This window comes from uncultured Cellulomonas sp. (genome assembly GCF_947494015.1).
GTDB lineage: Bacteria > Actinomycetota > Actinomycetes > Actinomycetales > Cellulomonadaceae > Pengzhenrongella.
In genome coordinates this window covers 187,675-213,954 of record NZ_CANLTL010000004.1, presented here as the reverse complement: position 1 = coordinate 213,954, position 26,280 = coordinate 187,675, and the positions used below count along the sequence as shown (strand labels likewise).

23 protein-coding genes and 1 riboswitch are annotated in these 26,280 nt (G+C 76.9%); of the genes, 21 read left to right on the top strand and 2 right to left on the bottom strand.

The genetic code is table 11. The features are described from left to right. The first annotated feature begins 5 nt into the window (after window positions 1-5). From Q0840_RS06445 to Q0840_RS06385, 13 genes are all read left to right on the top strand, one after another. Window positions 6-1,277 (top strand): phosphopantothenate--cysteine ligase family flavoprotein, encoded by a 1,272-nt coding sequence (locus Q0840_RS06445; protein WP_298457715.1) that lies wholly within the window; start codon window positions 6-8, stop codon window positions 1,275-1,277. 118 nt (window positions 1,278-1,395) lie between these two features. Then, window positions 1,396-2,598 (top strand): methionine adenosyltransferase, encoded by a 1,203-nt coding sequence (gene metK, locus Q0840_RS06440; RefSeq protein ID WP_298457712.1) that lies wholly within the window; start codon window positions 1,396-1,398, stop codon window positions 2,596-2,598. 163 nt (window positions 2,599-2,761) lie between these two features. After that, window positions 2,762-4,957 (top strand): primosomal protein N', encoded by a 2,196-nt coding sequence (locus Q0840_RS06435; protein ID WP_298457709.1) that lies wholly within the window; start codon window positions 2,762-2,764, stop codon window positions 4,955-4,957. Between the two features lie 62 nt (window positions 4,958-5,019). Continuing rightward, on the top strand, window positions 5,020-5,958 hold the full coding sequence (locus tag Q0840_RS06430; protein WP_298457706.1) for a methionyl-tRNA formyltransferase: 939 nt from the start codon (window positions 5,020-5,022) through the stop codon (window positions 5,956-5,958). After that, window positions 5,955-7,622: an RsmB/NOP family class I SAM-dependent RNA methyltransferase gene (locus Q0840_RS06425; RefSeq protein WP_298457703.1), complete on the top strand. Its 1,668-nt coding sequence runs from the start codon at window positions 5,955-5,957 to the stop codon at window positions 7,620-7,622. The genes Q0840_RS06430 and Q0840_RS06425 overlap by 4 nt, the downstream gene beginning before the upstream one ends. Before the next feature lie 41 nt (window positions 7,623-7,663). After that, window positions 7,664-8,329 (top strand): ribulose-phosphate 3-epimerase, encoded by a 666-nt coding sequence (gene rpe, locus Q0840_RS06420; RefSeq protein WP_298457701.1) that lies wholly within the window; start codon window positions 7,664-7,666, stop codon window positions 8,327-8,329. Between the two features lie 174 nt (window positions 8,330-8,503). Then, window positions 8,504-8,648: riboswitch (FMN riboswitch) on the top strand. A 105-nt stretch (window positions 8,649-8,753) separates the two neighbouring features. Continuing rightward, the gene (ribD, locus tag Q0840_RS06415; protein WP_298457698.1) at window positions 8,754-10,055 is read left to right on the top strand and encodes a bifunctional diaminohydroxyphosphoribosylaminopyrimidine deaminase/5-amino-6-(5-phosphoribosylamino)uracil reductase RibD; all 1,302 of its coding nucleotides are present in this window, start codon (window positions 8,754-8,756) and stop codon (window positions 10,053-10,055) included. Next, window positions 10,055-10,741 (top strand): riboflavin synthase, encoded by a 687-nt coding sequence (locus tag Q0840_RS06410; protein WP_298457695.1) that lies wholly within the window; start codon window positions 10,055-10,057, stop codon window positions 10,739-10,741. Before ribD ends, Q0840_RS06410 begins: the two co-directional genes overlap by 1 nt. Next, window positions 10,738-12,219, top strand: coding sequence for a GTP cyclohydrolase II (ribA, locus tag Q0840_RS06405; protein ID WP_298457693.1), 1,482 nt, complete (start codon window positions 10,738-10,740; stop codon window positions 12,217-12,219). The genes Q0840_RS06410 and ribA overlap by 4 nt, the downstream gene beginning before the upstream one ends. Then, the gene (gene ribH, locus Q0840_RS06400; RefSeq protein ID WP_298457690.1) at window positions 12,216-12,683 is read left to right on the top strand and encodes a 6,7-dimethyl-8-ribityllumazine synthase; all 468 of its coding nucleotides are present in this window, start codon (window positions 12,216-12,218) and stop codon (window positions 12,681-12,683) included. Before ribA ends, ribH begins: the two co-directional genes overlap by 4 nt. A gap of 113 nt (window positions 12,684-12,796) precedes the next feature. After that, window positions 12,797-13,060: a phosphoribosyl-ATP diphosphatase gene (locus tag Q0840_RS06395; protein WP_298457687.1), complete on the top strand. Its 264-nt coding sequence runs from the start codon at window positions 12,797-12,799 to the stop codon at window positions 13,058-13,060. Between the two features lie 161 nt (window positions 13,061-13,221). Next, window positions 13,222-14,070, top strand: a complete 849-nt coding sequence (hisG, locus tag Q0840_RS06390; RefSeq protein WP_298457942.1) for an ATP phosphoribosyltransferase — start codon at window positions 13,222-13,224, stop codon at window positions 14,068-14,070. 27 nt (window positions 14,071-14,097) lie between these two features. After that, entirely contained in the window at window positions 14,098-14,577 is a 480-nt protein-coding gene (locus Q0840_RS06385) for a PH domain-containing protein (RefSeq protein ID WP_298457684.1), read from the top strand. A gap of 8 nt (window positions 14,578-14,585) precedes the next feature. On the opposite strand, the gene Q0840_RS06380 is transcribed toward Q0840_RS06385, so the two are convergent. After that, window positions 14,586-15,758, bottom strand: coding sequence for a DUF3866 family protein (locus Q0840_RS06380; RefSeq protein WP_298457682.1), 1,173 nt, complete (start codon window positions 15,756-15,758; stop codon window positions 14,586-14,588). Window positions 15,759-15,804: 46 nt separating this feature from the next. Here Q0840_RS06380 and Q0840_RS06375 point away from each other — a divergent pair, with 46 nt between their 5' ends. From Q0840_RS06375 to Q0840_RS06340, 8 genes are all read left to right on the top strand, one after another. Then, the gene (locus Q0840_RS06375) at window positions 15,805-16,929 is read left to right on the top strand and encodes a YafY family protein (RefSeq protein WP_298457680.1); all 1,125 of its coding nucleotides are present in this window, start codon (window positions 15,805-15,807) and stop codon (window positions 16,927-16,929) included. Beyond that, entirely contained in the window at window positions 16,922-17,929 is a 1,008-nt protein-coding gene (locus Q0840_RS06370) for a YafY family protein (protein ID WP_298457679.1), read from the top strand. The genes Q0840_RS06375 and Q0840_RS06370 overlap by 8 nt, the downstream gene beginning before the upstream one ends. A gap of 9 nt (window positions 17,930-17,938) precedes the next feature. Continuing rightward, entirely contained in the window at window positions 17,939-18,268 is a 330-nt protein-coding gene (locus Q0840_RS06365; RefSeq protein ID WP_298457677.1) for a hypothetical protein, read from the top strand. A 68-nt stretch (window positions 18,269-18,336) separates the two neighbouring features. Next, window positions 18,337-18,627: a Sec-independent protein translocase subunit TatA gene (gene tatA, locus Q0840_RS06360; protein ID WP_367183079.1), complete on the top strand. Its 291-nt coding sequence runs from the start codon at window positions 18,337-18,339 to the stop codon at window positions 18,625-18,627. 6 nt (window positions 18,628-18,633) lie between these two features. After that, a complete protein-coding gene (tatC, locus tag Q0840_RS06355) occupies window positions 18,634-19,440 on the top strand; it encodes a twin-arginine translocase subunit TatC (RefSeq protein ID WP_367183078.1) in 807 nt (268 codons plus the stop codon). Further along, the gene (locus Q0840_RS06350; RefSeq protein WP_298457675.1) at window positions 19,437-20,339 is read left to right on the top strand and encodes a diacylglycerol kinase family protein; all 903 of its coding nucleotides are present in this window, start codon (window positions 19,437-19,439) and stop codon (window positions 20,337-20,339) included. The genes tatC and Q0840_RS06350 overlap by 4 nt, the downstream gene beginning before the upstream one ends. A gap of 70 nt (window positions 20,340-20,409) precedes the next feature. Continuing rightward, complete coding sequence (locus Q0840_RS06345; protein ID WP_298457672.1) at window positions 20,410-23,271, top strand: RNA helicase; 2,862 nt, start codon at window positions 20,410-20,412, stop codon at window positions 23,269-23,271. A gap of 81 nt (window positions 23,272-23,352) precedes the next feature. Continuing rightward, window positions 23,353-24,999, top strand: coding sequence for an amidohydrolase (locus tag Q0840_RS06340; RefSeq protein ID WP_298457670.1), 1,647 nt, complete (start codon window positions 23,353-23,355; stop codon window positions 24,997-24,999). Window positions 25,000-25,852: 853 nt separating this feature from the next. On the opposite strand, the gene Q0840_RS06335 is transcribed toward Q0840_RS06340, so the two are convergent. Beyond that, window positions 25,853-26,197: an RNA polymerase-binding protein RbpA gene (locus Q0840_RS06335; protein ID WP_298457668.1), complete on the bottom strand. Its 345-nt coding sequence runs from the start codon at window positions 26,195-26,197 to the stop codon at window positions 25,853-25,855. Window positions 26,198-26,280 lie beyond the last annotated feature (83 nt).

Here is a 26,280-nt window from a genome sequence, read left to right as displayed (position 1 = left end):
GCCGCGTGCGCATCCTCCTCGGCGTCGCCGGCGGGATCGCCGCCTACAAGGCCGCGCTCCTGCTCCGGCTGCTCAAGGAAGCCGGTCACGACGTGCGCGTCGTGCCCACCCGGTCCGCGCTGGAGTTCGTCGGGCGCCCCACCTGGGAGGCGCTGTCCGGGCACCCCGCGACGCCCGAGGTGTTCGAGGACGTCGAGCACGTCCCGCACGTGGCGCTCGGGCAGGGCGCGGACCTCGTCGTGGTGGCCCCGGCCACGGCCGACCTGCTGTCCCGCGCCGCCACCGGCCGGGCGGACGACCTGCTCACCAGCACCCTGCTGACGGTGCGGTGCCCCGTGCTGCTGGCCCCGGCGATGCACACCGAGATGTGGGACCACGCCGCCACCCGCGCCAACGTCGCGACGCTGCGGGACCGCGGCGTGCACGTCATGGAGCCGGCGTCCGGGCGCCTCACCGGCTCGGACACCGGCCCCGGACGGCTCCCCGAGCCGGCCGACATCGCGGCGGCGGCCCTGGCGCTGGTGACACCCGGTGCGGCCGGCGCACCGGTCGCGGACGCCGCGGCCCACGGCGCGGCCGCCGACGACCTGGCCGACGCCACCGACCCCGCCCCGCAGGACCTGGCGGGCCGGCACGTGGTCATCTCGGCCGGTGGCACCCGGGAGCCGATCGACCCGGTCCGGTACCTCGGCAACCGGTCGAGCGGCCGCCAGGGGTACGCGCTGGCCCGGGTCGCTCGCGCCCGGGGGGCGCGCGTGACCCTCGTCGCGGCCAACGTCACGCTGCCCGACCCGAGCGGCGTCGAGGTCGTGGCCGTGGAGTCCACCGCGCAGCTGCGCGGCGCGGTGCACCACGCCGCACCGGACGCCGACGTCGTGGTGATGGCGGCCGCCGTCGCCGATTTCCGTCCCGCCCGGACCGCCGGGCACAAGCTCAAGAAGCGCGCCGACGGCGTCGTCGAGCCCCTGGTCCTCGAGCCGAACCCGGACGTGCTCGCCGAGCTGACCGCCGCCCGGCGCCCCGGTCAGGTCGTCGTCGGGTTCGCCGCCGAGACGGGCGACACCGACGGCGACGTCCTGCATCACGGCCGGGCCAAGGCACGCCGCAAGGGCGCCGACCTGCTGGCGGTCAACGCGGTCGGCGCCGGGCTGGGGTTCGGCACCGACGACAACGCGGTGACCGTGCTGGACGCGTCCGGTGAGGTGGTCGCGTCCGCGGCCGGGTCCAAGGACGCCGTCGCCGGCGCGCTGTGGGACGCCGTCGTCCGCCTGCTGTGAGCTGCGCCTCCGCCGGCCGGCCTGCGCGCAGCGGTCGGCCGCGGCCCGGGCGCCGGGCGTCGGTCCGTCCGCTGGGCGTCGCCGGGCCGGGTGGTCGCGGGCGCCTATCCTGAGCGGCATGACCGTTCCCGACCTGCGCCTGTTCACCTCCGAGTCGGTGACGGAGGGGCACCCCGACAAGATCTGCGACCAGATCTCCGACGCGATCCTCGACGCGATGCTCGAGCAGGACCCGGCCGCGCGGGTCGCCGTGGAGACCATGGTCACCACCGGCCTGGTGCACGTCGCCGGTGAGGTGACCACGAGCGCGTACGTCGAGATCCCCCAGCTCGTGCGCGAGGTCGTGCGCGGGATCGGCTACACCTCGTCGTCGATCGGCTTCGACGGCGACTCGTGCGGCATCTCGGTGTCCATCGGTGCGCAGTCGCCGGACATCGCCGCCGGCGTCGACAAGGCCTGGGAGATGCGTCAGGACGACGCCGACCTCGACCCGCTGGACGCGCAGGGCGCCGGGGACCAGGGCCTGATGTTCGGGTATGCGAGCGACGAGACGCCGTCGCTGATGCCGCTGCCGGTGTGGGTCGCGCACCGCCTGTCGGAGCGGCTCGCCCACGTGCGCAAGGCGGGGATCGTCGAGGGGCTGCGCCCGGACGGCAAGACGCAGGTCACCATCGGGTACGACGGGGACCGTCCGGCCCGGGTGGACACCGTGGTGCTCTCGACCCAGCACGACCCCGGCGTCGAGCTCTCCCGTCAGCTCGAGCCGGCGATCGCCGAGCACGTGGTCGCGCCCGTGCTGGCGGCGCTCGAGCTGGACGTGAGCGACCACCGGCTGCTGGTCAACCCGACCGGCCAGTTCGTCATCGGTGGTCCGCAGGGTGACGCCGGGCTCACCGGCCGCAAGATCATCGTCGACACCTACGGCGGGATGTCGCGGCACGGCGGCGGGGCGTTCTCCGGCAAGGACCCGTCCAAGGTGGACCGGTCGGCGGCGTACGCGATGCGCTGGGTCGCCAAGAACGTCGTCGCGGCCGGCTACGCGCGGCGCTGCGAGGTGCAGGTGGCCTATGCGATCGGCAAGGCGCAGCCGGTCGGCCTGTACGTGGAGACGTTCGGCACGCACACGGTCGACCCGGCCGCCCTGACCGCGGCCATCCACGAGGTGTTCGACCTGCGCCCGGCCGCCCTCATCCGGGACCTCGACCTGCTGCGGCCGATCTACCGCAAGACCGCCGCCTACGGTCACTTCGGCCGCGAGCTGCCCGAGTTCACCTGGGAGCGCACCGATCGCGTCGACGCCCTGCGCTCCGTCCTGGGCTGAGGTTCCGAGGGCGCCGGTCGGCGTCGGCGCTGGCGGATGGTTCGGCTGCCGGGCCCGGGGTCGGCGCGGGCTGGTGCCGGGCGTGGCGTCGGCAGGCGCCGACCCGTGCGGCCCGCCGAGGACGCCGGACGGTCGTGTGGGTGGCCGGTGCTGGGATGAGGGCATGACGGGGACGGTCGTGAGGGAGGCGGAGGGCGCGGTGCCGCACGGCGAGCAGGGCGCCCTCGCGGGCCTGCCCGCCCCGCGGCCCCGGCGACCGCGCGCCGCCGGACCGGTCGAGCCCGCGCCGCGGCTGCCGGTCGCGCGCGTGCTGGTCGACGTCCCGGCGGTCCACCTGGACCGGACCTTCGAGTACCTCGTCCCGGCGTCGGTCGACGACGACGTCCGGCCCGGCTGCCGGGTCAAGGTCCGCTTCGGGCCACGCGACGTCGACGGCTTCGTGCTGGACCGGGTCGAGGAGGCCGAGCACGACGGCGAGCTGGCGCCGCTGCGCCGCGTCGTGTCGCCGGTGGCCGTGCTGTCCCCGGAGGTGCTGCGCCTGGCGCGCGCCGTCGCCGACCGCTACGCGGGCACGCTGGGCGACGTGCTGCGCCTGGCCGTCCCGCCGCGGCATGCCCGGGTCGAGGCGGAGGTCGGTGCGGGCGGTCCGGGCGCGGCGCCCGCGTCGGAGCCCGCCGGCGGCGTAGTCGTGGCCGACTCCGCAGCCCCGGACGATCCCGCCGCCCCGGCCGACGCCGCGCCGGCAGCCAGGGCGTGGGACGCGTACCGCGGCGGGCCCGCCTTCCTCGAGCACCTCGCCGCCAGCCGCTCCCCGCGCGCGGTGTGGACGGCACTGCCCGGCGCACCCGGCCAGGGCTGGCCGGACGCGGTCGCGCAGGCCGTGGCCGCGACCGTCCGCGGCGGCCGCGGCGCCGTGGTGGTGCTGCCCGACGCGCGCGACGTCGAGCGGGTCGTGACCGCGCTGCCCGGCGCCGGCGTGCCGGCCTGGTCCGCGGGCCGCACCGGCGGCTTCGTCCGGCTCGAGGCCGACCACGGTCCGGCGCCCCGGTACCGCGCGTTCCTGGCAGCGCTCACGGGCGCGGCGCCCGTCGTCGTCGGCACCCGGGCCGCGGCGTGGGCGCCCGTGGCCGACCTGGGCCTGGTGGTGTGCTGGGACGACGCGGACGACCTGCACGCCGAGCCGCGGTCCCCGTACCCGCACGTGCGCGAGGTGCTGACCCTGCGCGCCGAGCAGTCCGGCAGCGCCGCGCTGATCGGCGGCCTCACCCGCACCACGCAGGCGCAGGGGCTGGTCGCGTCCGGGTGGGCGCGACCGCTGGTCGCCGATCGTGCCGTGGTGCGCGAGCGGACCCCCCGCGTCCAGGCGCTCACCTCCGTGGAGCTGGCCCGCGAGGGACCGGCGGCCGCGGCGCGCCTGCCCGCCCCGGCCTGGCGGGCCGCCCGGGATGCGCTGGCGACGGGTCCGGTGCTGGTCCAGGTGCCACGCGCGGGGTACCTGCCCGTGGTGGCGTGCGCGCGCTGCCGCGCGGTCGCCCGCTGCCGCCGGTGCGCCGGCCCGCTCGCACTCGGTGCGGCCGGGCAGGTCCCGCAGTGCCGGTGGTGCGGGACGCTCGCCGGCGGCTGGCGGTGCGCCGAGTGCGGCTCCGCGGCGCTGCGCTCGGTGCGTGTCGGGTCCGACCGGACCGCCGAGGAGCTCGGGCGGGCGTTCCCCGGCGTCCCGGTCCGCGTCTCGGGTGCGACCGCCGCGACCGGGGTGCTCGCCACGGTGGACGCCCGGCCGGCGCTGGTCGTCGCGACCCCGGGCGCGGAGCCCGTCGCGGACGGGGGCTACCCGGCCGCGCTCCTGCTGGACGCCGCGGTCTCCACCGCGCGCGCCGCCCTGCGAGTGGGGGAGGAGGCGCTGCACCGGTGGATGACCGCCGCGGCGCTCGTGCGGCCGGCGTCCGCCGGCGGGCGCGTCCTGCTGGTGGGGGATGCGGCGCCGGCCCCGACGCAGGCCCTGGTCCGGTGGGACCCGGTGGGCTTCGCCGAGCGTGAGCTCGCCGAGCGGGTCGAGCTCGACCTGCCGCCCGCGGTGCGGGTGGCGGCCGTGACCGGCACGCGCGACGCCGTCGAGACCTTCCTCGCCCGCGTCCGGGTCCCAGAGGGGGGCGCCGTCCTGGGCCCCGTCCCGGTCGACCCGTCCGGCGGGCGGGACGGCGCCGCGGCGCTCGAGCACCCGGTGCGCGCGCTGGTCCGGGTCCCGGTGTCCGCGGGGCCCGACCTCGCCGCGGGCCTGGCGGCGTCCGCCGCCGTGCGCAGCGCGCGCCGCGAGGGCGGGACTGTCCGGGTGCAGATCGACCCCAAGGAGATGCTGTAGCGACGCGCGGCCGCGCCGGCCCCCGCCGAGCCGTCCTCCCGGGCGCACCTAGGATCGAGCCCATGCGTCTGCTGTTCGCCGGCACCCCGGCCGTGGCTGTGCCCGCCCTCGAGGCGCTGCTGGCCTCCCGTCACGAGGTGGTCGCCGTGCTGACCCGCCCCGATGCGCGCGCCGGTCGCGGTCGCACGCTCGCAGCCAGCCCGGTCAAGGAGCGCGCCGTCGCGGCCGGGCTCGAGGTGCTGACCCCGCGCAGCCCCCGCGAGGACGACTTCCAGGCGCGGCTCGCCGAGCTCGCCGTCGACTGCGCACCCGTCGTGGCGTACGGCGCGCTGCTGCCGCCGACCGTCCTCGACGTCCCGGTCCACGGCTGGGTCAACCTGCACTTCTCCGTGCTCCCGGCATGGCGCGGCGCCGCGCCGGTCCAGCACGCGATCATCGCCGGCGACGAGGTCACCGGGGCCAGCACGTTCCGGATCGAGGCCGGCCTGGACACCGGGCCGGTGTTCGGCATGCTCACCGAGACGATCGGCCCGCGCGACACCGCCGGTCAGCTGCTGGACCGGCTCGCCGGGGCCGGGTCCGGGCTGCTGGTGGCCACCCTGGACGCGATCGAGGACGGTGTCGCGCAGCCCGTCCCGCAGCCGGCCGACGGCGTGAGCCACGCCCCGCGGCTGGAGGTCGCGGACGCGCGGGTCCGCTGGGAGCACCCCGCGCCCGCGGTGGACCGCCGGGTCCGCGGGTGCACGCCCGCACCCGGCGCGTGGACGACGGCGCCGGACGGGGCGCGGCTCAAGCTCGGCCCCGTCGCCCCGGAGCCGTCGGTGACCGACCTCGCGCCCGGCGCGCTGCGCGTCACCCGGGACGCGGTGCTGGTCGGCACCGCGACCCACGCGGTCCGGCTCGGCGACGTGTCACCCGCCGGGCGGCGCGCCATGCCGGCGACCGACTGGGCCCGCGGTGCGCGCCTGGACGAGGGGACCGTCCTGGGGGCTGCCGCGTGACCCCCCGCGACGACGACGCCCCCCGCGGTGCACGCCGGCCCGGGTCCGGGGACGGCGCCGGACCGGCCCGCCGTGGGCGCTCCGGTGCACGGGCCGGGCGCGACCCCGCCGGTGCACGGGATGGGCGCGATCCCGCCGGTGCGGGGGACGGGCGCGACCGTGCCGGCGCGCCGGGTCGGCGCGATGCCGCCGGCCGCGAGCGCGGGGCGGCCCGCAGCGCCGGCCGGGTCTCCCGCACGGCGTCGGCACCGTCCGCGCGGCGACGCGACGCCGACCCGGCCCGCGGCGCCGCGTTCGACGTGCTGCGGGAGGTCGACGGCTCCGACGCGTACGCCAACCTCGTGCTGCCACCGATGCTGCGCGAGCGCGGCATCAGCGGTCGAGACGCCGGCTTCGCGACCGAGCTCGCTTACGGCACGCTGCGGCTGCGCGGACGCTACGACGCGATCATCGAGCAGTGCGCGGGTGGCCGGACCCTGGACCGCATCGACCCGCCCGTCCTGGACCTGCTGCGTCTGGGCGCGCACCAGCTGCTGGGTATGCGTGTCCCGCCGCACGCCGCGGTGTCGGAGACCGTCGGGCTCGCCCGCGCCCGCACCGGCGCCGGCAGCGCGCAGTTCGTCAACGCGGTGCTGCGCGCCGTCAGTGCGCAGGACCTCGACACCTGGCTCGAGCGGGTCGCGGACGCCGCCGACCCGGCCGGCACCGACGGCGTCGCCCGCCTGGCCGTGACGCACAGCCACCCGGTGTGGGTCACGCGGGCGCTGCGCGAGGCGCTGGTGGGGCACGGCCGCGAGGTGGACGAGATCGAGGCGCTGCTCACCGCGGACAACGACGCACCCGGGGTCACCCTGGTGGCCCGGCCGGGGCTGGCCGACGTCGCCGAGGTGCGCGAGCAGACCCGGGACCGGTCCGCCGCCGGACGCTGGTCGCCGTACGCCGTCGTCCTGTCCGGCGGGGATCCCGGCGCGCTGCCTGCCGTGCGTGACGGGCGCGCGGGCGTGCAGGACGAGGGCAGCCAGGTGGTGGCCCTCGCGCTGGCCGGGGCCGCGCTCGAGGGGCCCGACCGCCGGTGGCTGGACCTGTGCGCGGGGCCCGGCGGCAAGTCCGCGCTCCTCGCGGCGCTCGCGCACGGACGCGGCGCACGCCTGGTGGCGAACGAGGTGCAGCCGCACCGCGCCCGGCTGGTGGAGCGTGCGCTGGCGGCGGTCCCGACCGACGCGGTCGAGGCCGTCCGGGTCGGCGACGGCCGGACCGTCGGCGAGGACGAGCCGGCCGGCTACGACCGGGTGCTGGTCGACGCGCCCTGCACGGGCCTGGGGGCGCTGCGACGCCGCCCCGAGTCGCGCTGGCGCCGCACCCCGGCCGACCTGGCGCAGCTCGGGCAGCTGCAGCGGGCCCTGCTCACCTCCGCGCTGGCGGCCGTCCGCCCCGGGGGCGTCGTCGCCTACGTGACCTGCTCGCCGCACCTGGCCGAGACCCAGCTCGTGGTCAAGGACGTGCTGCGCAGGCGCGACGACGTCGAGGTCCTCGACGCCCGGGACGCGGTGCGCGACGTCGCCGGGCCGGACGTCCCGCTGACCGACCGGCGGGACGTGCAGCTGTGGCCGCACGTGCACGGCACCGACGCCATGTTCCTGACCCTGCTGCGCCGCCGCGCCTGAGCGGCCGCCCCGCCCGCGCGGGGGCCGTTAGGGTCGGCGGCATGGGCGCCCTCCTCAACCCCAGCATCCTGTCCGCCGACTTCGCCAACCTCGAGCGCGACCTCGCCGCCATCGCCGGCGCCGACTACGCGCACGTGGACGTCATGGACAACCACTTCGTGCCGAACCTGACCCTCGGCCTGCCGGTGGTCGAGCGGCTGGTGCAGGTCTGCCCCGTCCCGGTCGACACCCACCTCATGATCGAGGACCCGGACCGCTGGGCACCCGGCTTCGCCGAGGCCGGCGCCGCATCCGTGACCTTCCACGCCGAGGCGGCGCAGGCGCCCGTCCGGCTGGCCCGCGAGCTGCGGCGACTGGGCGCCCGCGCGGGCCTGGCGATCCGTCCGGCGACGCCGGTCGAGCCGTTCCTGGACCTGCTGGCCGAGATCGACATGCTGCTGGTCATGACGGTCGAGCCCGGCTTCGGCGGGCAGTCCTTCATCGAGGGGACGCTGGCGAAGATCCGCCGCGCCCGGGCCGCGGTCGACGAGTCCGGGCTCGACGTCTGGATCCAGGTCGACGGTGGGGTGTCACGCACCACCATCGAGCGCATCGCCGACGCCGGGGCCAACGTGTTCGTCGCCGGGTCGGCCGTCTACGGCGCCGACGACGTCGCCGCGGAGATCGACGTGCTCCGCGGGCTGGCGGACGGCGCTCACCGGCACTGAGCCCGGCACCGGGCCCACCCGCCGAGCCCGGCACCGAGCCCGGCGCCGAGCCCGGCTCGGGGTCCTGCACCGACCCCGGCAGGGCGGGACACCACCGTGGTCGGCGTCACGCCCGACGGGTGGGACGCGCCCCGCCCGGTGCGGGTCCGCTGTGGCAGGATCGAGGGTGAACACACACGTGCTCCGGGGTCGGTGAGAATCCGAGCCGGCGGTCAAAGTCCGCGACCCGCGCGTCGCCCTCCATCCGGGGGGTGACGACGGTTGACCTGGTGGAACTCCAGGACCGACGGTCAAAGTCCGGATGGGAGGAAGTACGTGGCGGTGGGTCCGGCCTGCTCCGGCGCCCGTCGCGGTGGTGCCCGGCGCGTGCCGGCGGCACCGCCCTGTCACCCCGGAGGCCCAGGCGGACCGGAGGTGACCGATCGTGACCAGCGACGACGTCCTGGTGCCCGGACGCCCGGCGACACGGGCCGCCGCCGCAGCCACCACGGCGGCGACGAGCGCGGCCGTGGGGACCACGGCGACGCGGACCACACCGGCCGAGGTCGACGCGATGGACCGGGCCCTGACGCTCGCGGCGCGCGGACCGGTGCACGGCCCCAACCCCCGGGTCGGCTGCGTCTTGCTGGCTCCCGCCGCCGCCACCGACTCCCACCCCACCCGGGGCGGCCGCACCGAGCCCGACGTCGTCCACCGTGACGCCGTCCAGCCCGACGCCGTCGTCTGCGCATCGGCCCGGGCCGCGGTGCTGGCCGAGGGCTGGCACGCCGGGGTGGGGACCCCGCACGCTGAGGTGGCGGCCCTGCTCGCGGCCCGCGACGCCGGCGTCGACGTCCGCGGCTGCACGGCCGTCGTGACCCTGGAGCCGTGCAACCACACCGGCCGCACCGGCCCGTGCGCGCAGGCGCTGCTCGACGCCGGTGTCGCCCGCGTGGTCATCGCGGTCGCCGACTCCAACCCCGTCGCCGCCGGGGGAGCGGACCACCTGCGCGCGGCCGGGGTCGACGTCGTCACCGGTGTCCGCGAGGCCGAGGGGCGTCAGCTGCTGCGGACCTGGCTGCCCGCGGTCGAGCGCAGCCGACCCTTCGTCACGCTCAAGATCGCCACCACGCTCGACGGCCGGGTCGCCGCGGCCGACGGGTCGAGCCGGTGGATCACCTCCGAGGTCGCCCGCCAGCACGCCCACTCGCTGCGCGCCGACTGCGACGCGGTCGTGGTGGGCACCGGCACCGTCGCGACCGACGACCCGTCGCTGACCGCGCGCACGGCCGACGGCGAGCTCGCCGCGCACCAGCCGCTGCGCGTCGTCGTCGGCCACCGCCCCGTGCCCGACGGCGCCCGGCTGCGGGGGCCCGGTGGCGACCTGCTGCACCTGGCGACCCACGACCCGGCCGAGGTGCTCGCCGACCTGCACGGCCGCGAGGTGCGGCACGTGCTCGTCGAGGGCGGGCCGACCCTCGCCGCGGCGTTCCTGCGCGCCGGGCTCGTCGACGAGGTGTACGCCTACATCGCGCCGGTGCTGCTCGGCAGCGGGCCGTCCGCCGTCGGCGACCTCGGCCTGGCCTCGATCACCGACGCGCTCCGGCTCGTCCCGCGCGAACCCGTCCCGCTGGGGCCGGACGTCCTGGTGGTGGCCGCTGCACCACCGCGTCCCGAGGCCCCGGCCGTCGGCGCTGCGCCGGCCGCACCCTCGGCACCACCCACCGCACCGCAGGAGGAGCACTGATGTTCACCGGGATCGTCGAGGAGGTCGGCACGGTCGTGTCCGTGGCCCCGGGGGCCCCGACCGGGACAGCCGGCACCGAGGGCACAGGCGGCACGGGTGGCACCGCCGCGGCCGGCGGGCAGGGCGACGTCCGGCTCACCGTGCGCGGCCCGCTGGTCACGTCGGACGCCGCCCTCGGGGACTCCATCAGCGTGTCCGGGGTGTGCCTGACCGTCGCGGAGCTGCCCGGCGACGGGACCTTCACCGCCGACGTCATGCCCGAGTCGCTGCGCCGCACCGCACTGGGCACGCTGACCGCGGGCGACCCGGTCAACCTGGAGCGCGCCGTGCGCGCCGACGCACGTCTGGGTGGCCACGTGGTCCAGGGGCACGTCGACGGCGTCGGCACCATCCTGCGCCGCACCCCCGGACCCCGGTGGGACGACGTCGTCGTCGGTCTGCCCGCCGACCTGGCCCGGTACGTGGCCCCGAAGGGCTCGATCGCGATCAGCGGCGTCTCGCTGACCGTCACCCACGTCGGCCCGGACAGCTTCGGGGTGAGCCTCATCCCCACCACGCTCGCGGCCACCACGCTCGGCGGGCTGGCTGCGGGGTCCCCGGTCAATCTGGAGGTCGACGTCATCGCCAAGTACGTCGAGCGGCTGCTCACCGCCGACCGGGTCGCCGCCGACGGGACCGCACCGTGAGCGCCGCGAGCCCGACCGTTCCGGCCCACGACGACGGCCCCCGGCTGGGTACGGTCGAGGAGGCGCTCGCCGAGCTCCGCGCGGGCCGTCCCGTGCTGGTGGCCGACTCCCCGGACCGGGAGAACGAGGCCGACATCGTGCTCGCCGCCCAGTCCGCGACCACCGAGTGGCTGGGCTGGACGATCCGGCACTCCTCGGGCTACCTCTGCGCCCCCATGACCGGGCCGCGGGCCGACGCCCTCGACCTGCCGCTCATGGTGCCCGCCAGCCAGGACCCTCGCCGGACCGCCTACACCGTGACCGTCGACGCGGCGCACGGGGTGACGACCGGCATCTCGGCCGCGGACCGGGCGCAGACCCTGCGGGTCCTCGCCGACCCGGCGTCCGGCGCCGGCGACCTGATCCGGCCGGGGCACGTGCTGCCGCTGCGGGCCGTGCCCGGCGGGGTGCTGCACCGCGCCGGACACACCGAGGCCGCCGTGGACCTGTGCCGCCTGGCCGGCCTGGAGCCGGTGGGGGCGATCGCCGAGCTGGTGAACGACGACGGCTCGATGACCCGGCTGCCGCAGGCGGCCGCCCTCGCCGTGGACACCGGCCTGGTCCTGCTGACCATCGCCGACCTGATCGCCTGGCGCCGCGAGCACGACGCCGACGTGGCCGACGACGCCGCGGACGCCGGCCCGGACGCCGGCGCAGGCGCGGTCCCCGGATCGGTGTCCGCCGACGAGGCCGCCCGCCGCCGAGAGCCGGCGAGCCCGCGCGTGCACCGCAGCGGGGTCGCCGCGCTGCCCACCAAGCACGGCTCCTTCCGGGTGCACGGGTACCGCGACCTGCGCACGGGCGCCGACCACGTGGCGCTGGTGTCGGTGCACGCCCCCGGCGACGACCCCGTGGTCCGGGTGCACTCCGAGTGCCTGACCGGCGACGCCTTCGGTTCCCTGCGCTGCGACTGCGGTCCCCAGCTGGACGCGGCGCTCGAGCGGGCCGCGGACGAGGGCGGCGTCGTGGTGTACCTGCGCGGGCACGAGGGGCGCGGCATCGGCCTGCTCGCTAAGATCGGCGCCTACGCGCTGCAGGACGCCGGCCGGGACACGATCCAGGCGAACATCGACCTGGGCTGGCCGGCCGACCGCCGCGAGTACGGGGCGGCCGCCGCGATCCTGGCCGACCTCGGCATCCACCGCCTGCGGCTGCTGACCAACAACCCCGCCAAGGTGGCCGGCTTGCGGGCGCACGGCCTCGACGTCACCGAGATGGTGCCGCTCGAGGTGGGGCGCACCCCGCAGAACGCGGCCTACCTGCGCACCAAGGCCGTCGAGATGGGCCACCTGCTCGCCGTGCCCGACGACGACGCGCCCGACGACGACGACGCGCCCGGCGGCGCCCCAGCCACCACCCCGCCGCCCGGCGCCGCCGCCACCCCGACCACCGCGAGCACAGTCACCACCGCCACCACCCCCGGAGGAGCACCCGCATGAGCGGCGCCGGAGCACCGACCATCACCGTCGACGGGACCGGCCTGCGGGTCGTCGTCGTGGCCGCGAGCTGGCACACCGTCGTCATGGACGGCCTGCTGGCCGGTGCCCGGCGGGCGCTGGCCGCGGCGAACGTCACCGACGTGCGCGAGGTCCGGGTCCCCGGCTCCTTCGAGCTGCCGGTCGCCGCCGCGCGGGCCGCCGCTGCCGGGGTCGACGCCGTCGTCGCGCTCGGCGTGGTCATCCGCGGCGGCACCCCGCACTTCGAGTACGTCTGCTCCGCCGCGACCCAGGGCCTGTCGGGGGTCGCGGTGACCACCGGGATCCCGGTCGGCTTCGGCCTGCTCACCTGCGACGACGAGCAGCAGGCGCTGGACCGCGCCGGACTGCCCGGGTCCTCGGAGGACAAGGGCGCCGAGGCTGCCGAGGCGGCGGTGGCGACCGTCGTCGCGCTGCGTGCCCTGTGACCAGCTCCGTGGACGCCGACGGGCGTACCGCGTCCCTCCTGCCGGGTGTGGTGCGGCGCGTGGTGCCGGGCCCGGTGCGGGGGAGTGCGGACGCGACGTCTAGGCTCGGGAACGTGAAGACGTTCGACTCGCTGTTCGCCGAGCTCGCCGACAAGGCCGCCACCCGTCCCGCCGGCTCGGGGACGGTGGCCGAGCTGGACGCCGGGGTGCACGCCATCGGCAAGAAGATCGTCGAGGAGGCCGCCGAGGTCTGGATGGCCGCCGAGCACGAGGGCACCGACCGGACCGCGGAGGAGATCTCCCAGCTGCTCTACCACCTGCAGGTGCTCATGCTCGCCCGCGGCCTGACGCTCCAGGACGTCTACCGTCACCTGTGAGGCGTCCGGCGTCCGGACGACGACCGACCCGGTGCCCGGCCGCACGGGCACGTGGCCGGCCACCGGACCGGCCACGTCGCGACGCACGACCCGCGAGACCACGCCCGGCCACGCATGACCAACCACGACCACGCATGACCACCCACGACCACGAGGACCCCGTGCTGAGGATCGCTGTCCCGAACAAGGGCTCCCTGTCCGAGCCCGCCGCCGAGATGCTCCGGGAGGCGGGCTACCGCCAGCGCCGCGACGCGCGCGAGCTCGTGCTGCCCGACCCGGACAACGGCGTCGAGTTCTTCTTCCTGCGCCCGCGGGACATCGCGGTGTACGTGGGGGAGGGCACGGTCGACGTCGGCGTCACGGGGCGGGACCTGCTGCTCGACTCGGCGTCCACCGCGACCGAGCACCTCCAGCTCGGCTTCGCCCGGTCGACGTTCCGGTTCGCGGCGCCCGCCGGGCAGCTGACCGACGTGCACCAGGTCGCCGGCCGCCGGGTCGCGACGTCGTACCCGGTGCTGGTCGCGGACCACCTGCGCTCGCGCGGGGTGGAGCCGGCCGGGGTGGTGCGGCTGGACGGCGCCGTGGAGACCGCCATCCGGCTCGGCGTCGCCGACGTGATCGCCGACGTCGTCGAGACCGGCACGACCCTGCGAGCGGCCGGCTTGGAGATCTTCGGGGACCCGATCCTGCGCTCGGAGGCGGTGCTCGTCCGTCGCGGCGGCGCCGAGGAGCCCGCGGGGCTCGACGTGCTGACCCGCCGGCTGCAGGGCGTGCTGACCGCGCGCCAGTACGTGCTGATGGACTACGACGTCCCCACGCACCTGGTCGACCAGGCGGTCGCGATCACGCCCGGGCTGGAGTCCCCGACCGTGTCCCCGCTGCACAACCGGGACTGGTCCGCGGTCCGTGCGATGGTGCGCCGCGACGAGACCAACCGTGTGATGGACGACCTGTACGACGTCGGCGCGCGCGCGATCCTGGTCACCTCGATCCACGCCTGCCGGATCTGACCCACCGCCGCCCCGAGCGAGATGTCGATGACCACCCCCGACGGCACCCCGGAGCGCCCCCGCCCCGACCGGGCGCGGCTGTACGCGCCGTTCCGGCCGCGGATGGCGCGTGTGGTCAGCGCGACGCTGGCCGCGCTGGTCGTGGTGGGCACCGTCGCGCTCGTGCTCACCCTGCCGGACTGGTTCGGCCTGGCCAGCTCGATCGGGCTGCTGGCGCTCGGGCTGGCGATCGCCTGGTTCTGCTGGCGTCAGGCGAGCGTGCGCGCCGACGTCGACGAGCGCGGCGTCGTCGTGCGCAACCTGGTGATCACGCGCCGGCTGGAGTGGGCGCAGGTCGTCTCGGTCCGGTTCGGCGGCGGGCGCCCGTGGGTGCAGCTCGACCTGTCCGACGGCGACGTCCTCGCCGTGATGGCGGTCCAGCAGGCCGACGGCGCCTTCGCCGAGGCCGAGGCGGGCCGGCTGGCCGCCCTGGTGGCCATCCACACCCGGACGGCGCAGGACGACTGACCCGCGGGTCAGGCCAGCAGGTCGACCGCGTGCACCCCGGCGACCGCGGCCGCCAGGAACGCGGCCGGGTCCTCGGCCAGGCCGCGGCCCATCGTCGACAGCCGCACCGGGGACGCGGCGAGCGCGGCGAGCAGGTCGGCGCCGGCGGCGACCTCGATCAGGCGGTGCCGGCCGGTCGGCGTCACCAGCGCGAGCGCCTGCCCGTGCACGCGGGTGCCGATCGCCGTCAGTGAGCCGTCCTCCAGCGGCGGGCGGCCGTCCTCGTCGGGCACGCCGGCGGTCGGGCCGGGCTGGAACACCGGGACCACCACGTCCGCGGGCACCAGCGCCACCCGCCCGAACGCCGTCATGGAGTGGTGCGAGACCCCCAGGTGCCGAGGACGCGGGTCCGCCCCCGAGACGCGCAGGGAGGCGACCGGGCGGCCGCCCAGCGTGCCGGCCGCGTTGACCGCCTCGCCGGCAGCGACACCGGAGAACCCCCACCGGGTGCCGGTCCCGAGGTTGCCCGGTCCCTGCGCGAGGACGACGAGGTCGGCTCCGACCACGAGCCGGGCCGCGAGCAGCGCGGTGTGCACGGTGACCGCCTCCAGGTCACCGCCGAACGCCTGGCCCGCGGTCACGCAGGCCTCGATCCAGCCGGCGTCACGCAGGCTGGCGACCGTGCGGGAGAACCAGGCCGGCAGGGCGCCGCCGTCGGTCATGACGTAGGCGACCCGGGGCGCGGGACGGCCCGCGAGCGCGGCGGCGTGCCGTGCCCCGGCCACGATCGCGGGGACGGCCGAGTGCAGGTCGGCGACGACGACCGGCAGCCCGTCGAGGTCGTCGGCGTCGCGCAGCCTCTCGTGGTGCTCCGACTCCTGCTCGTCGACACCCAGGACGAGGGCCTGCAGCGGTGTGTACCGCGCCTTGACCAGGTGTCCCGGCCCCGCGGGCGGGTCCGCGGGCAGCGCCCCGGCGGGCCCGACGACGAGCGCGTACCCGCCGGTGCCCAGGCCACGCGCCAGCGCCGACACGTTGAGCAGCAGCCGGTCGCCGACCGCCGGCTCGCCGACGAGAGCCGGGTAGGCCAGCGCCCGGACCTCGGGCCGCTGGTCGTCGTCCTCCAGCCGGACCCGCAGCTCGGTCGCGCCCGCCCACCGGGCGCCCAGCGACACCACGACCCCTGCCCGCCACGTGATCACCCGGTCCACGCTACCGGCGGTCGGCAGGACGGCTAGCGTGGGGCCGATGCCCGAACAGATCCACCCCGCCGAGCGGCTGCTCAACCTCGTCATCGCCCTGGTCAACACCGCCGGCCGGATGACCAAGGAGCAGATCCGGTCCAGCGTCGCGGGGTACGCCGACGCCACCTCCGACGACGCCTTCGAGCGGATGTTCGAGCGCGACAAGGACTCGCTGCGCGAGCTGGGCATCCCGGTGCTGACCGTGGCCGGCGGCGGGCACAGCGACGACATCGGCTACCGGATCGACCAGGAGGCCTACGCGCTGCGGCCGGTCGACCTCACCGCCGGGGAGCTCGGCGTGCTGTCCCTGGCCGTGCAGTTCTGGCAGGACAAGGCGCTGCGCACCGATGCCGCACGCGCGCTCACCAAGCTCCGCGCGGTCGGCTCGGAGCCGGCCGGCACCGACCTGGTCGCGGGGCTCGCGCCGCGGGTGCGTCCCGCGGGCGACGCGTTCGGGCCGCTGCTCGACGCCGTGCAGGCCCGGCAGGCCGTCACGTTCACCTACCGGGCCGCGAACACCGGCGAGGTCCGCGAGCGCACCCTGGAGCCGTGGCGGCTGCTCGCCCGTGGCGGCGGCTGGTACGTGGTCGGGCGGGACACCGACCGCGACGCGCCGCGGTCCTTCCGGCTCAGCCGCGTCCAGGGTCGCGTGCGCACCGTGGGCGAGCCGGGCGCGTACCTCATCCCGGCCGACGTCGACGCCGCGGCGGTGCTGAGCGACCGCGGCACCGAGAGCACCCGGGTCGCGGTGCTCGCGCTGCGGCCCGAGCGGGCCAGCGCGCTGCGTGCCCGCGCGGTCGCCGGCACGGAGCCGTCGGGCACGGACCCGTGGGGCACGGACCCGTGGGGCACCGAGGAGCCGGACGCCAGCGACCCCCGGCTCGCCGCGGTCGCGGCCGACCGCGACGTGGTGCGGGTCCCGTTCACGCACCGCTCGGAGCTCGCCGACGAGATCGCCGGGTACGCCGACGCCGTCGTCGTGCTCGCACCGGCCGACCTGCGGGACGCCGTCCTGCGCCGGCTGCGGGCCGCCGCCACGCTGGACGGTCCCCGGCCCGCCGTCGCGACGCCGGCGGGCGGTACCGAGGCGCTCGCGGCCGGGACCTCGACGGGAGCCGGTCGTGGCTGAGCGCGCGACCGACCGGCTGCTGCGGCTGCTCGGCATGGTGACGTACCTGGACCGGCACGCCGGGGTGCCGGTCGAGCAGGTGGCCGAGCACTTCGGCGTCAGCACCCGCCAGGTGGTCCAGGACATCGACACCCTGTGGGTCACCGGCACCCCCGGGTACTGGCCGCACGACCTCATCGACTTCGACGCGGCGTCCCTCGACCAGGGCGTGGTGCGGCTGGTCGAGTCGCGCGGCATGACCAGGCCGCTGCGGCTGGGCACCCGCGAGGCCGTCGCCCTGATCGCGGCGCTGCGGGCGATGCGCGCCGCCGTGGCGCCCGGCCTGGACCGCGCGCGCGCGGCGGTGCTGAGCTCGGCGCTGGACAAGCTCACGGCGGCGACCGGCGAGGCGGCCGCCGCGGTCGACGTCCGGCTCGCCGTCGACGGGGCGCCGGACGTCGTCGCCGCCCTCGGCGAGGCGCTGGCCGGCGCACGCCGGCTGCGGATCCGCTACGTCACCGCGGCGGACGTGACCAGCGAGCGCGAGGTCGACCCGATCCGGCTGCTCACCGAGGAGGACCACTCCTACCTGCTCGCCTGGTGCCACCGTGCCGCCGACGAGCGGCTGTTCCGCGTCGACCGCATCCTGGCCGCCGAGGTCCTCGACGTGCCCGCGACCGCGCACCCGGTGGCCGGGCACACCGAGACGTTCACCCCGTCCCCGGACGACGAGCTGGTGACCCTTGACCTGGCCAGCCCGGTGCGCTGGATCGCCGAGCAGGTCCCCGTCGAGAGCGTCGAGGACCTGCCCGACGGCGGCTTCCGGGTGTCCCTGCGCGTGGCCGAGCCGGCCTGGCTGCGCCACCTGCTGCTCCAGGTCGGTGCGCACGTGCGCGACGTGCACCCGCCGCGCGTGGCGGCCGACGTCGCCGCCGCGGCCCGGGCGGCGATCGCCGCCTACGGCGACCTGGCGGGGGAGGACGGCCCGGCCGGGGAGGGCGGCGCCGTCGCACCCGGCTAGCCTGTGCCGGTGCTCTGGTTCACGGTCTGGTCGGTCCTCGTCGTCGCGACGCTCGCGAGCGCCGTCTGGCTGGGCCGTGACCTGTGGCGCAAGGGCCGCGCCCTGATGGCCGAGCTCGAGCGGGCGGCCGACGTCGTCGGGCAGATGGCCGACCGCGCGGACGAGCTCACGGCCGCCGCGGCCGCCGCAGCGGGGAGGTCCGGGCACGACGTGCTCACCGACCCGCAGCGCCACCGAGAGCACCTCGTGCGGCTCCGCGCGGCGCGGGACGCACGGCGCGCCGAGCGCCGGCGGCGGCACACCCGGACGTTCACCCGCTGGCAGCGGCTCAGTCGCTGATCCGTGAGTCCGCCGGGCCGCGGCGCAGCTAGCATGGTGGCCATCTGCTCGTCCAGCGAAGGAGCATCATGCCGATGAACCTCAAGCCGATGGAGATCCTTCTCATCGTGCTCGTCATCCTGCTGCTGTTCGGGGCGAAGCGGCTGCCGGACCTCGCCCGCAGCGTCGGGCGTTCGCTGAAGATCTTCAAGACCGAGGTCAAGGACCTGCGCGACGACGACCGTCCCGCGACGTCGGGGGGCGCCACGGCCACGCCGGCAGCGCTGCCGGACAGCCAGCACGCGGGCACCACGCCACCGCACGGCGACCCCGCCGTCAGCGTGCTCCCGACCGACGCGTCCGACCGCAAGCAGGTCTGAGTCCCGGTGAGCTCACGCAGCACCCGTCGCCGGACCACCGGCGACGGTCGGATGCCACTGCGCGAGCACCTCGTCGAGCTGCGCAAGCGGGTCGGCCGCGCGGCGCTCGGGCTGGTGATCGGCGCCGTGCTCGGCTGGGTGCTCTACCCGGTGGTGTTCGAGATCCTGCAGGCACCCGTCGTGCAGCTGCAGGGCGCTGAGCAGGGCACCCAGCTCAACTTCGGCGGGGTGATGGCGCCGCTGGACATGAAGATCAAGGTGTCGCTGTTCGTCGGCGTCCTGATCTCGAGCCCCTGGTGGGTCTACCAGCTGTGGGCGTTCGTGACCCCGGGGCTGACCCACCGTGAACGGCTGGTCACGGTCGGCTTCATCTCGGCGGCGGTCCCCCTGTTCCTGACCGGGGCGTTCCTGGCGTGGTGGCTGCTGCCCAAGGCGGTCGGCGTCCTCACCGGGTTCACCCCGGCCGACGCGCTCAACCTGATCAACGCCCAGGAGTACCTCAGCTTCGTCATGCGGATGGTGCTCGCGTTCGGCGCGGGCTTCCTGCTGCCGGTGGTCATGGTGGCGCTCACCATGGTCGGCGCGGTCGAGGGACGCACCTGGCTGCAGGGCTGGCGGGTCGCGGTCATGCTGTCGTTCGTCTTCGGCGCCGTCGCCACCCCCACGGGCGACGTGCTGTCCATGCTGGTCCTGGCCGTGCCGATCATGCTGCTGTACTTCGTCGCGGTCGGCATCGGCCTCGTGCTGGACCGCCGGCGCGCCCGCCGGCTCGCGGCCGAGGAGGCCGCGTTCCTCGCCGAGCAGGGGGGATGACCCGGCTCGGCGTCCTGGTCAACCCCACCGCCGCCGGCGGCCGTGGCGCCCGCGCGGGCGCCGCGACGGTCGACCGCCTGCGCCGTCGCGGGCACGACGTGCGGGTCCTGACCCGCGCGGACACCGTGACGCCGGGCGACCGCACGCACGGGCTGGACGCGGTGGTCGCCGTCGGCGGGGACGGGACCGTCCACGCCGCCCTCGCGCTCACCGCCGGCACCGGGGTCCCGCTGGGGATCGTGCCGGCGGGCTCGGGCAACGACGTGGCCCGGTCCCTGGAGCTGCCGCGCGGGGACGTCGACGGCGCCGTCGGCCGCCTCGAGGACGCCCTGGCCCGCGGCCCCCGACGCGTCGACGCGGTCCGGGCCGGACCACCCGGCGCAGCGACGGCCAGGTGGTACGTCGGGGTCCTGTCGTGCGGGTTCGACGCGGCCGTGAGCGCACGAGCGCTGACCCTGCGTCACCCGCAGGGCGGCGCCCGGTACGTCCGGGCGGTCGCCGCCGAGCTGGCCCGGTTCGCCCCCTACGGGTACCGCGTGACCATCGACGACGGCGAGGTCTGGCAGTCCGCCGGCACCCTCGTCGCGGTGGCCAACGCGCCGCGGTTCGGCGGGGGCATCCGCATCGCGCCCGACGCCGCGCTGGACGACGGCCTGCTGGACGTCGTGGTCGCGGGCCCGGTCACCCGACGCGGCATCGCGGCGCTGCTGCCCGGTGCCTACGCCGGCCGCCACGTCCGGCACCCCGCGGTGCGGGTGCTGCGCGGCCGCCGCATCCTGGTCGAGGCCGACGCCGGGTCGGGTCCCGCGCCACCGCCCGCGTTCGCCGATGGCGAGCCGCTGGGTCCGCTGGCCCTCGAGGTCGAGGTCCGGGCGGGAGCGCTCGCCGTCCTGGCCTGACCAGGACCGGCCCCGGCGAGGCGCCCGTCCCCGCCGCGACCGTGACCCGGCCGCGACCTAGGGTGGAGGGATGGCAGACGTCGACCTGAGCCCGGCCGAGCGGTACGCGGCCTCCCGCCGTCGGGCAGCGGCGGCGAAGACGGAGCTCGCGAGCTTCCGCGACCTGCTGGGCTTCCAGCTCGACGACTTCCAGGTGGCCGGCTGCGAGGCGCTCGAGGGCGGCCGTGGCGTCCTGGTCGCCGCCCCCACCGGGGCGGGCAAGACCGTCGTCGGGGAGTTCGCCATCCACCTCGCGCTCGCCGGCGGCCGCAAGGCGTTCTACACCACCCCCATCAAGGCGCTGTCCAACCAGAAGTACGGCGACCTGGTGCGCCGGTACGGGCCGGACCGGGTCGGCCTGCTGACGGGGGACACGTCCGTCAACGGGGACGCCCCCGTCGTCGTGATGACCACCGAGGTGCTGCGCAACATGCTGTACGCGGGCTCCGACGCCCTCCAGGGACTGGGCTTCGTGGTGATGGACGAGGTGCACTACCTCGCCGACCGGTTCCGCGGGCCGGTGTGGGAGGAGGTGATCATCCACCTGCCGCCCGACGTGCAGCTCGTGTCGCTGTCCGCGACGGTGTCCAACGCCGAGGAGTTCGGGGACTGGCTGGAGATGGTCCGCGGCGACACCGCCGTGGTGGTCAGCGAGCACCGGCCGGTCCCGCTGGGTCAGCACGTGCTGACCCGTGACGCGCTGCTCGACCTGTACGCCGGGCACGTCGACCCGACCGCGCCGGGGCCCAACCCGCCGATCAACCCCGACCTGATGATCGCTCTGCGGCGCCGCGACCGGGAGGGCGGCACCGGCGGGCCCGGGGGCCCCGGACGCGGACCGGGAGGCCGGGGGCGCGGCGACCGGGGCTACCGCGGCGGCGGGGGACGGGGCGGGTTCAGCGGGGGCAGCGCAGGGTTCCGGCCGACGCCCCGGTTCGCCGTCGTGGACGTCCTCGCCGACGCCGGGCTGCTGCCGGCGATCTACTTCATCTTCTCCCGCGCCGGCTGCCAGGGCGCCGTCTCGCAGTGCCTGGCCGCCGGGGTGCGCCTGACGACGCCGCAGCAGGAAGAGCAGATCCGCCAGATCGTCGAGGAGCGTTGCGCGACCATCCCGCCCGAGGACCTGCAGGTCCTGGGCTACTGGGAGTGGAGCGAGGCGCTCGCGCGCGGTGTCGCCGCCCACCACGCCGGGATGCTGCCGCTGTTCAAGGAGACCGTCGAGGACCTGTTCTCCCGCGGGCTGGTCAAGGTCGTGTTCGCGACCGAGACGCTCGCGCTGGGGATCAACATGCCGGCCCGCTCGGTCGTGCTGGAGAAGCTCGTCAAGTGGGACGGGTCCAACCACGTCGACGTCACGCCGGGGGAGTACACCCAGCTGACCGGTCGCGCCGGCCGCCGCGGGATCGACGTCGAGGGGCACGCCGTCGTGGTGGACCACCCGGGGCTGGACCCGGTGGCGCTGGCCGGCCTCGCGTCCAAGCGGCTGTACCCGCTGCGGTCCAGCTTCCGCCCGACGTACAACATGGCGGTCAACCTGGTCGCCCAGGTGGGCCGGGAGCGTGCCCGGGAGGTGCTGGAGACCTCGTTCGCGCAGTTCCAGGCCGACCGGGGCGTGGTCGGGCTGGCCCGGCAGGCGCAGGCGCACACCGAGGCGCTCGACGGGTACGCCGAGGCGATGCGGTGCCACCTCGGGGACTTCGCCGAGTACGCCGCCATCCGCCGGTCCATCGCCGACCGCGAGCATCACCTGAGCCGCGAGGCGACCCGTGAGCGGCGGGCCGACGCGGTGCGGTCCCTGGAGTCGGTGCGGGTGGGGGACGTGGTGGAGATCGCGGCCGGGCGGCGATCGGGGTACGCCGTCGTGCTCGAGCCGGCCACCCACGCCGGGTTCGACGGACCCCAGCCGCTGGTGCTGACCACCGACCGTCAGGTGCGGCGGCTCTCGGTCGCGGACTCACCCGGTGGCGTGCGCACGGTGACCCGGATCAAGGTGCCCAAGGGGTTCAACGGGCGCAACGCACCCGCGCGCCGGGACCTGGCGGCGACGCTGCGCGAGTCCCTGCCCGACGCGGCGGTCCCGCGCGGCGGGCGCCGCGGTCCGGCGCGCGCGCGGGACGGCGCGTCCGGTGACGACGCCGAGCTGGCCGCGCTGCGGCGCCGGCTGCGCGCGCACCCGTGCCACGGCTGCCCGGACCGCGAGGAGCACGCCCGCTGGGCCGAGCGGTGGGACCGGCTGCGCCGCGAGCACGACGCGCTGGTCCAGCGCATCCAGGGCCGCACGAGCTCGATCGCGCGCGTGTTCGACCGTATCTGCGACGTGCTGCAGCGCCTGGGCTACCTGACGCCCGGGGACGTGGACGGCGTCCCGGGCGACGTCGAGGTCACCCCGGACGGGCGGTGGCTGCGGCGCCTGTACGCCGAGAACGACCTGCTGGTCGCCGAGTGCCTGCGCCGCGGGGCGTGGGACGAGCTCGACGCCCCGGCGCTGGCGGCGGCGGTCTCCACCGTCGTGTACTCCGCCCGCCGTGACGACCGTGACGCCGAGCCGCACGTGCCCGGCGGGCCGCAGGGCCGGCTGGCGCGTGCGCTCGACGAGACCGTGCGCATCTGGTCCGAGCTGGACGACCTGGAGTCCGAGCACGCGATCGAGTCGACCGGTCCGCTCGACCTCGGGCTGGTCGAGCCGGTGCACCGGTGGGCCTCCGGTCGGAGCCTGGACGCGGTGCTCAAGGGCACCGACCTGGCCGCCGGCGACTTCGTGCGCTGGTGCAAGCAGGTCATCGACCTGCTGGACCAGCTCTCCCAGGCGGCACCCAGCCCCCGGGTCGCCGAGGCGGCCCGACGCGGGGTGACGGCGCTGCGGCGCGGGGTGGTGGCGTACTCCTCGGTGTAGGTCGCGGGCGGGAACGGACGACCGGCGGATGCCGGACGGGTGAGCCGCAGCGGTGGGACTGCTCGCCTAGGGTGAGCGGTCGTGACCTCCACCCTGTACCGCAACGGCGTCGTCCACTCACCCGCCGACCCGTTCGCCGAGGCGCTGCTCGTCGTCGACGGGACCGTCGCGTGGCTCGGGGCGGAGGACACCGCGGCCGGCCTGGCCGCCGGGGCCGACGTGGTCGTGGACCTGGACGGGGCGCTGGTCGCGCCGGCGTTCGTCGACGCGCACGTGCACGTGCTGGAGACGGCGCTCGCGATGGAGAGCCTGGACCTGTCCGCCGCGGCCGGGGTGCGCTCGCTCGCGGAGGCGCTCGCCGCGATCCGCGCGGCGGTCGACGCCGCGCCGGCGTCGGCCGGCGACAGCCCCCTGCTGGGGCACAGCTGGGACGAGCTCGACTGGCCCGAGGGCCGGCCGCCGACCCGCCAGGAGCTCGACGACGCGGCCCGCGGGGCGCGGGTGTACCTGGCCCGGGTCGACGTGCACTCCGCGGTCGTCTCCACGTCGTTCGCCCGGGCCGCCGGCGCGGTCGGCCTGCCCGGGTGGACCGACGACGGCCGCGTCGAGCGCGACGCCCACCACGCCGCCCGGGCCGCGGCCCGCACCGTCGAGCCCGCCCGGCGCGACGCGCTGTACCGGCGTGGCCTGGCCGCGGCCGCGGCTGCCGGGATCGCGTCCGTGCACGAGCACAGCGCCCCGGGCATCGACACCCGGGACGGCCTGGCGCGGCTGCTGGCCATGACGGCGGACCCGGCCGGTGGGCTGGTCCAGGTCGTGGGCTACCGCGGCGAGCTCTGCCGGACGGCGGACGACGCTCGCGAGCTGGCCGCCGCCGTCCCCGGACTCACCGGCATCGGCGGCGACCTCAGCGTCGACGGCGCCCTGGGGTCCCGCACGGCCGCGCTGCGCGAGCCGTACGCCGACGACTCCGCCGCCGACCGGGGTCCGCTGTACCTCGCCGCGGACGCGATCGCGGCGCACCTGGGCGCCGTCGCGGCGGCCGGGCTGCACGCCGCCTTCCACGTCATCGGCGACCGGGCGATGGACGAGGTGCTCGCCGGTCTGCGGGCCGCGGCCGACGCCGGCGGGACCAGCTCGGTCCGGGCGGCCGGTCATCGCCTGGAGCACGCCGAGATGCTCGACGCAGCCGGTATCGCGGCGCTGTCCGGGCTCGGGGTCCGGCTGAGCATGCAGCCCGCCTTCGACGCGGCGTGGGGCGGCCCGGATGGCATGTACGCCGCCCGGCTCGGTGCGGCGCGCGCCGCGCGCCTCAACCCGTTCGCCGACCTGGCGTCCGCCGGCATCCCGATCGCGTTCGGATCCGACGCGCCGGTGACCCCGTTCGGTCCCTGGGCCGGCGTGCGGGCCGCCATGGCCCACCACGAGCCGGTCCAGCGGATCTCCCCGCGGGCCGCGTTCCGGGCGCACACCCGCGGCGGCTGGCGGGCCGCCGGCCTGGACCACACCGGCGCGGGGGAGCTGCGGATCGGGTCTCCGGCGCACCTGGCCGTCTGGCGCGCCGAGCACCTGGCGGTGCAGGCGGCGGACGGCCGGGTGTCGTCGGCGTGGAGCACCGACGCGCGGTCCGGCACGCCGCTGCTGCCGGACCTCGGCCCCGGCGCGCCCGAGCCGGTCTGCGTCCGGACCGTCCGCGACGGCGTCGTCGTGCACGACACCCTGGGGTAGGGCCGGGCGGGCTGCCGGTCACCCGGTGCTCACCCGATGCTCATCCGCTCGTCGGCCACCGTCCGCTGCTCCGGGCGACACGCCCACCCGGCTCGTCACGACACGCCAGGACACGCCGCCGACACGCCGGACGGCCGCCCCGTCCGGGTGGTTCGTGACCTGCTCGTGACCAGCGGTGACGTCGCTGGCCTGCGGCGACGGTCGCTTGACACCCCCCGGTCGCCGGGTAGGTTCGTGCGACGTTCCACCCGTTCGACACGGTGTCGTCCCCGCTCTGCGGGGCCGAGGGCGCGGCACCCGGGCGGGGTTCCGGCTGGGCCCGCGTGTTCACCAGAAAACAAGCGGCGCGACCTCGCGCCGCTTGGACCGAAGGACACGCGGGCCGGTCGGACCGCTCGGTGCGCTGACACGGCCTGTCGGTGCGCTGACACGGCCTTGCGGCGTGCCGCACCGCCCTGAGCCGTCGCGCCGCTGGGTCGGGGTGCCGGGCGTGGCCGGTGGACTGGTCACCGAGTCGGCGTTCCCGGGGCGCGCGGGTGGTGAGGCGCCGCGTCCGTCGGCATGGCGCTGCCGTTCGCCGTGCTGCGCCGCGACAGCGCGCGGTGGAACGCCCTGGCCGGGTCCGGCCGGGGGCTGGTCCTCTTCCTGCCACCTCGCCCGGGCCCACGACGCCGTCGGGAGCGTCCCGTGGGTGGCGCTGAGCGTGCCCGGGCTCACGCCGGGGCATCCGCGTCGTGCCACGGCGCGGGACGCACCGAGCAGCCGGCGCGGTGCGCCGGCTGCTCGGTGGACCTGCGGGGCGGCTGGACCGACTGCGCGCCCGTCATGCGGTGCTGCGGTGCTGCGCGTGGGGTCAGGCGCTGCGGCGCAGCTTGCCCGCACGCAGCAGCTCGAGGCGCTCCTCGAGCAGCACCTCGAGCTCCTTGATGGTGCGGCGCTCGAGCAGCATGTCCCAGTGCGTGCGCGGCGGCTTGCCCGCCTTCGCCTCGGGACGCTCGGCGCCGCGCAGCAGCGCCTCGCCACCGCCCGGGATCTCCCAGACCAGCGGGATCTCCGCCTCGATCGAGAAGGGGACGGTCACACTGACGCCGTTCGGGGCGTCGTAGTGGGCCAGGACACGGGGGGCGAACTCGACGCCCTCCTCCGTCTCCATGCTGTTGGATCCGATGCGCATTCCGCGCAGCGACCGGTTCGCCATCGTCAAACCTCCGTGGTGCCGTGTCGTCTCGTGCTCTACCGATGGGTCAACGAGGTGGGGGGCCGGGGTGTTCCGCCCGGACG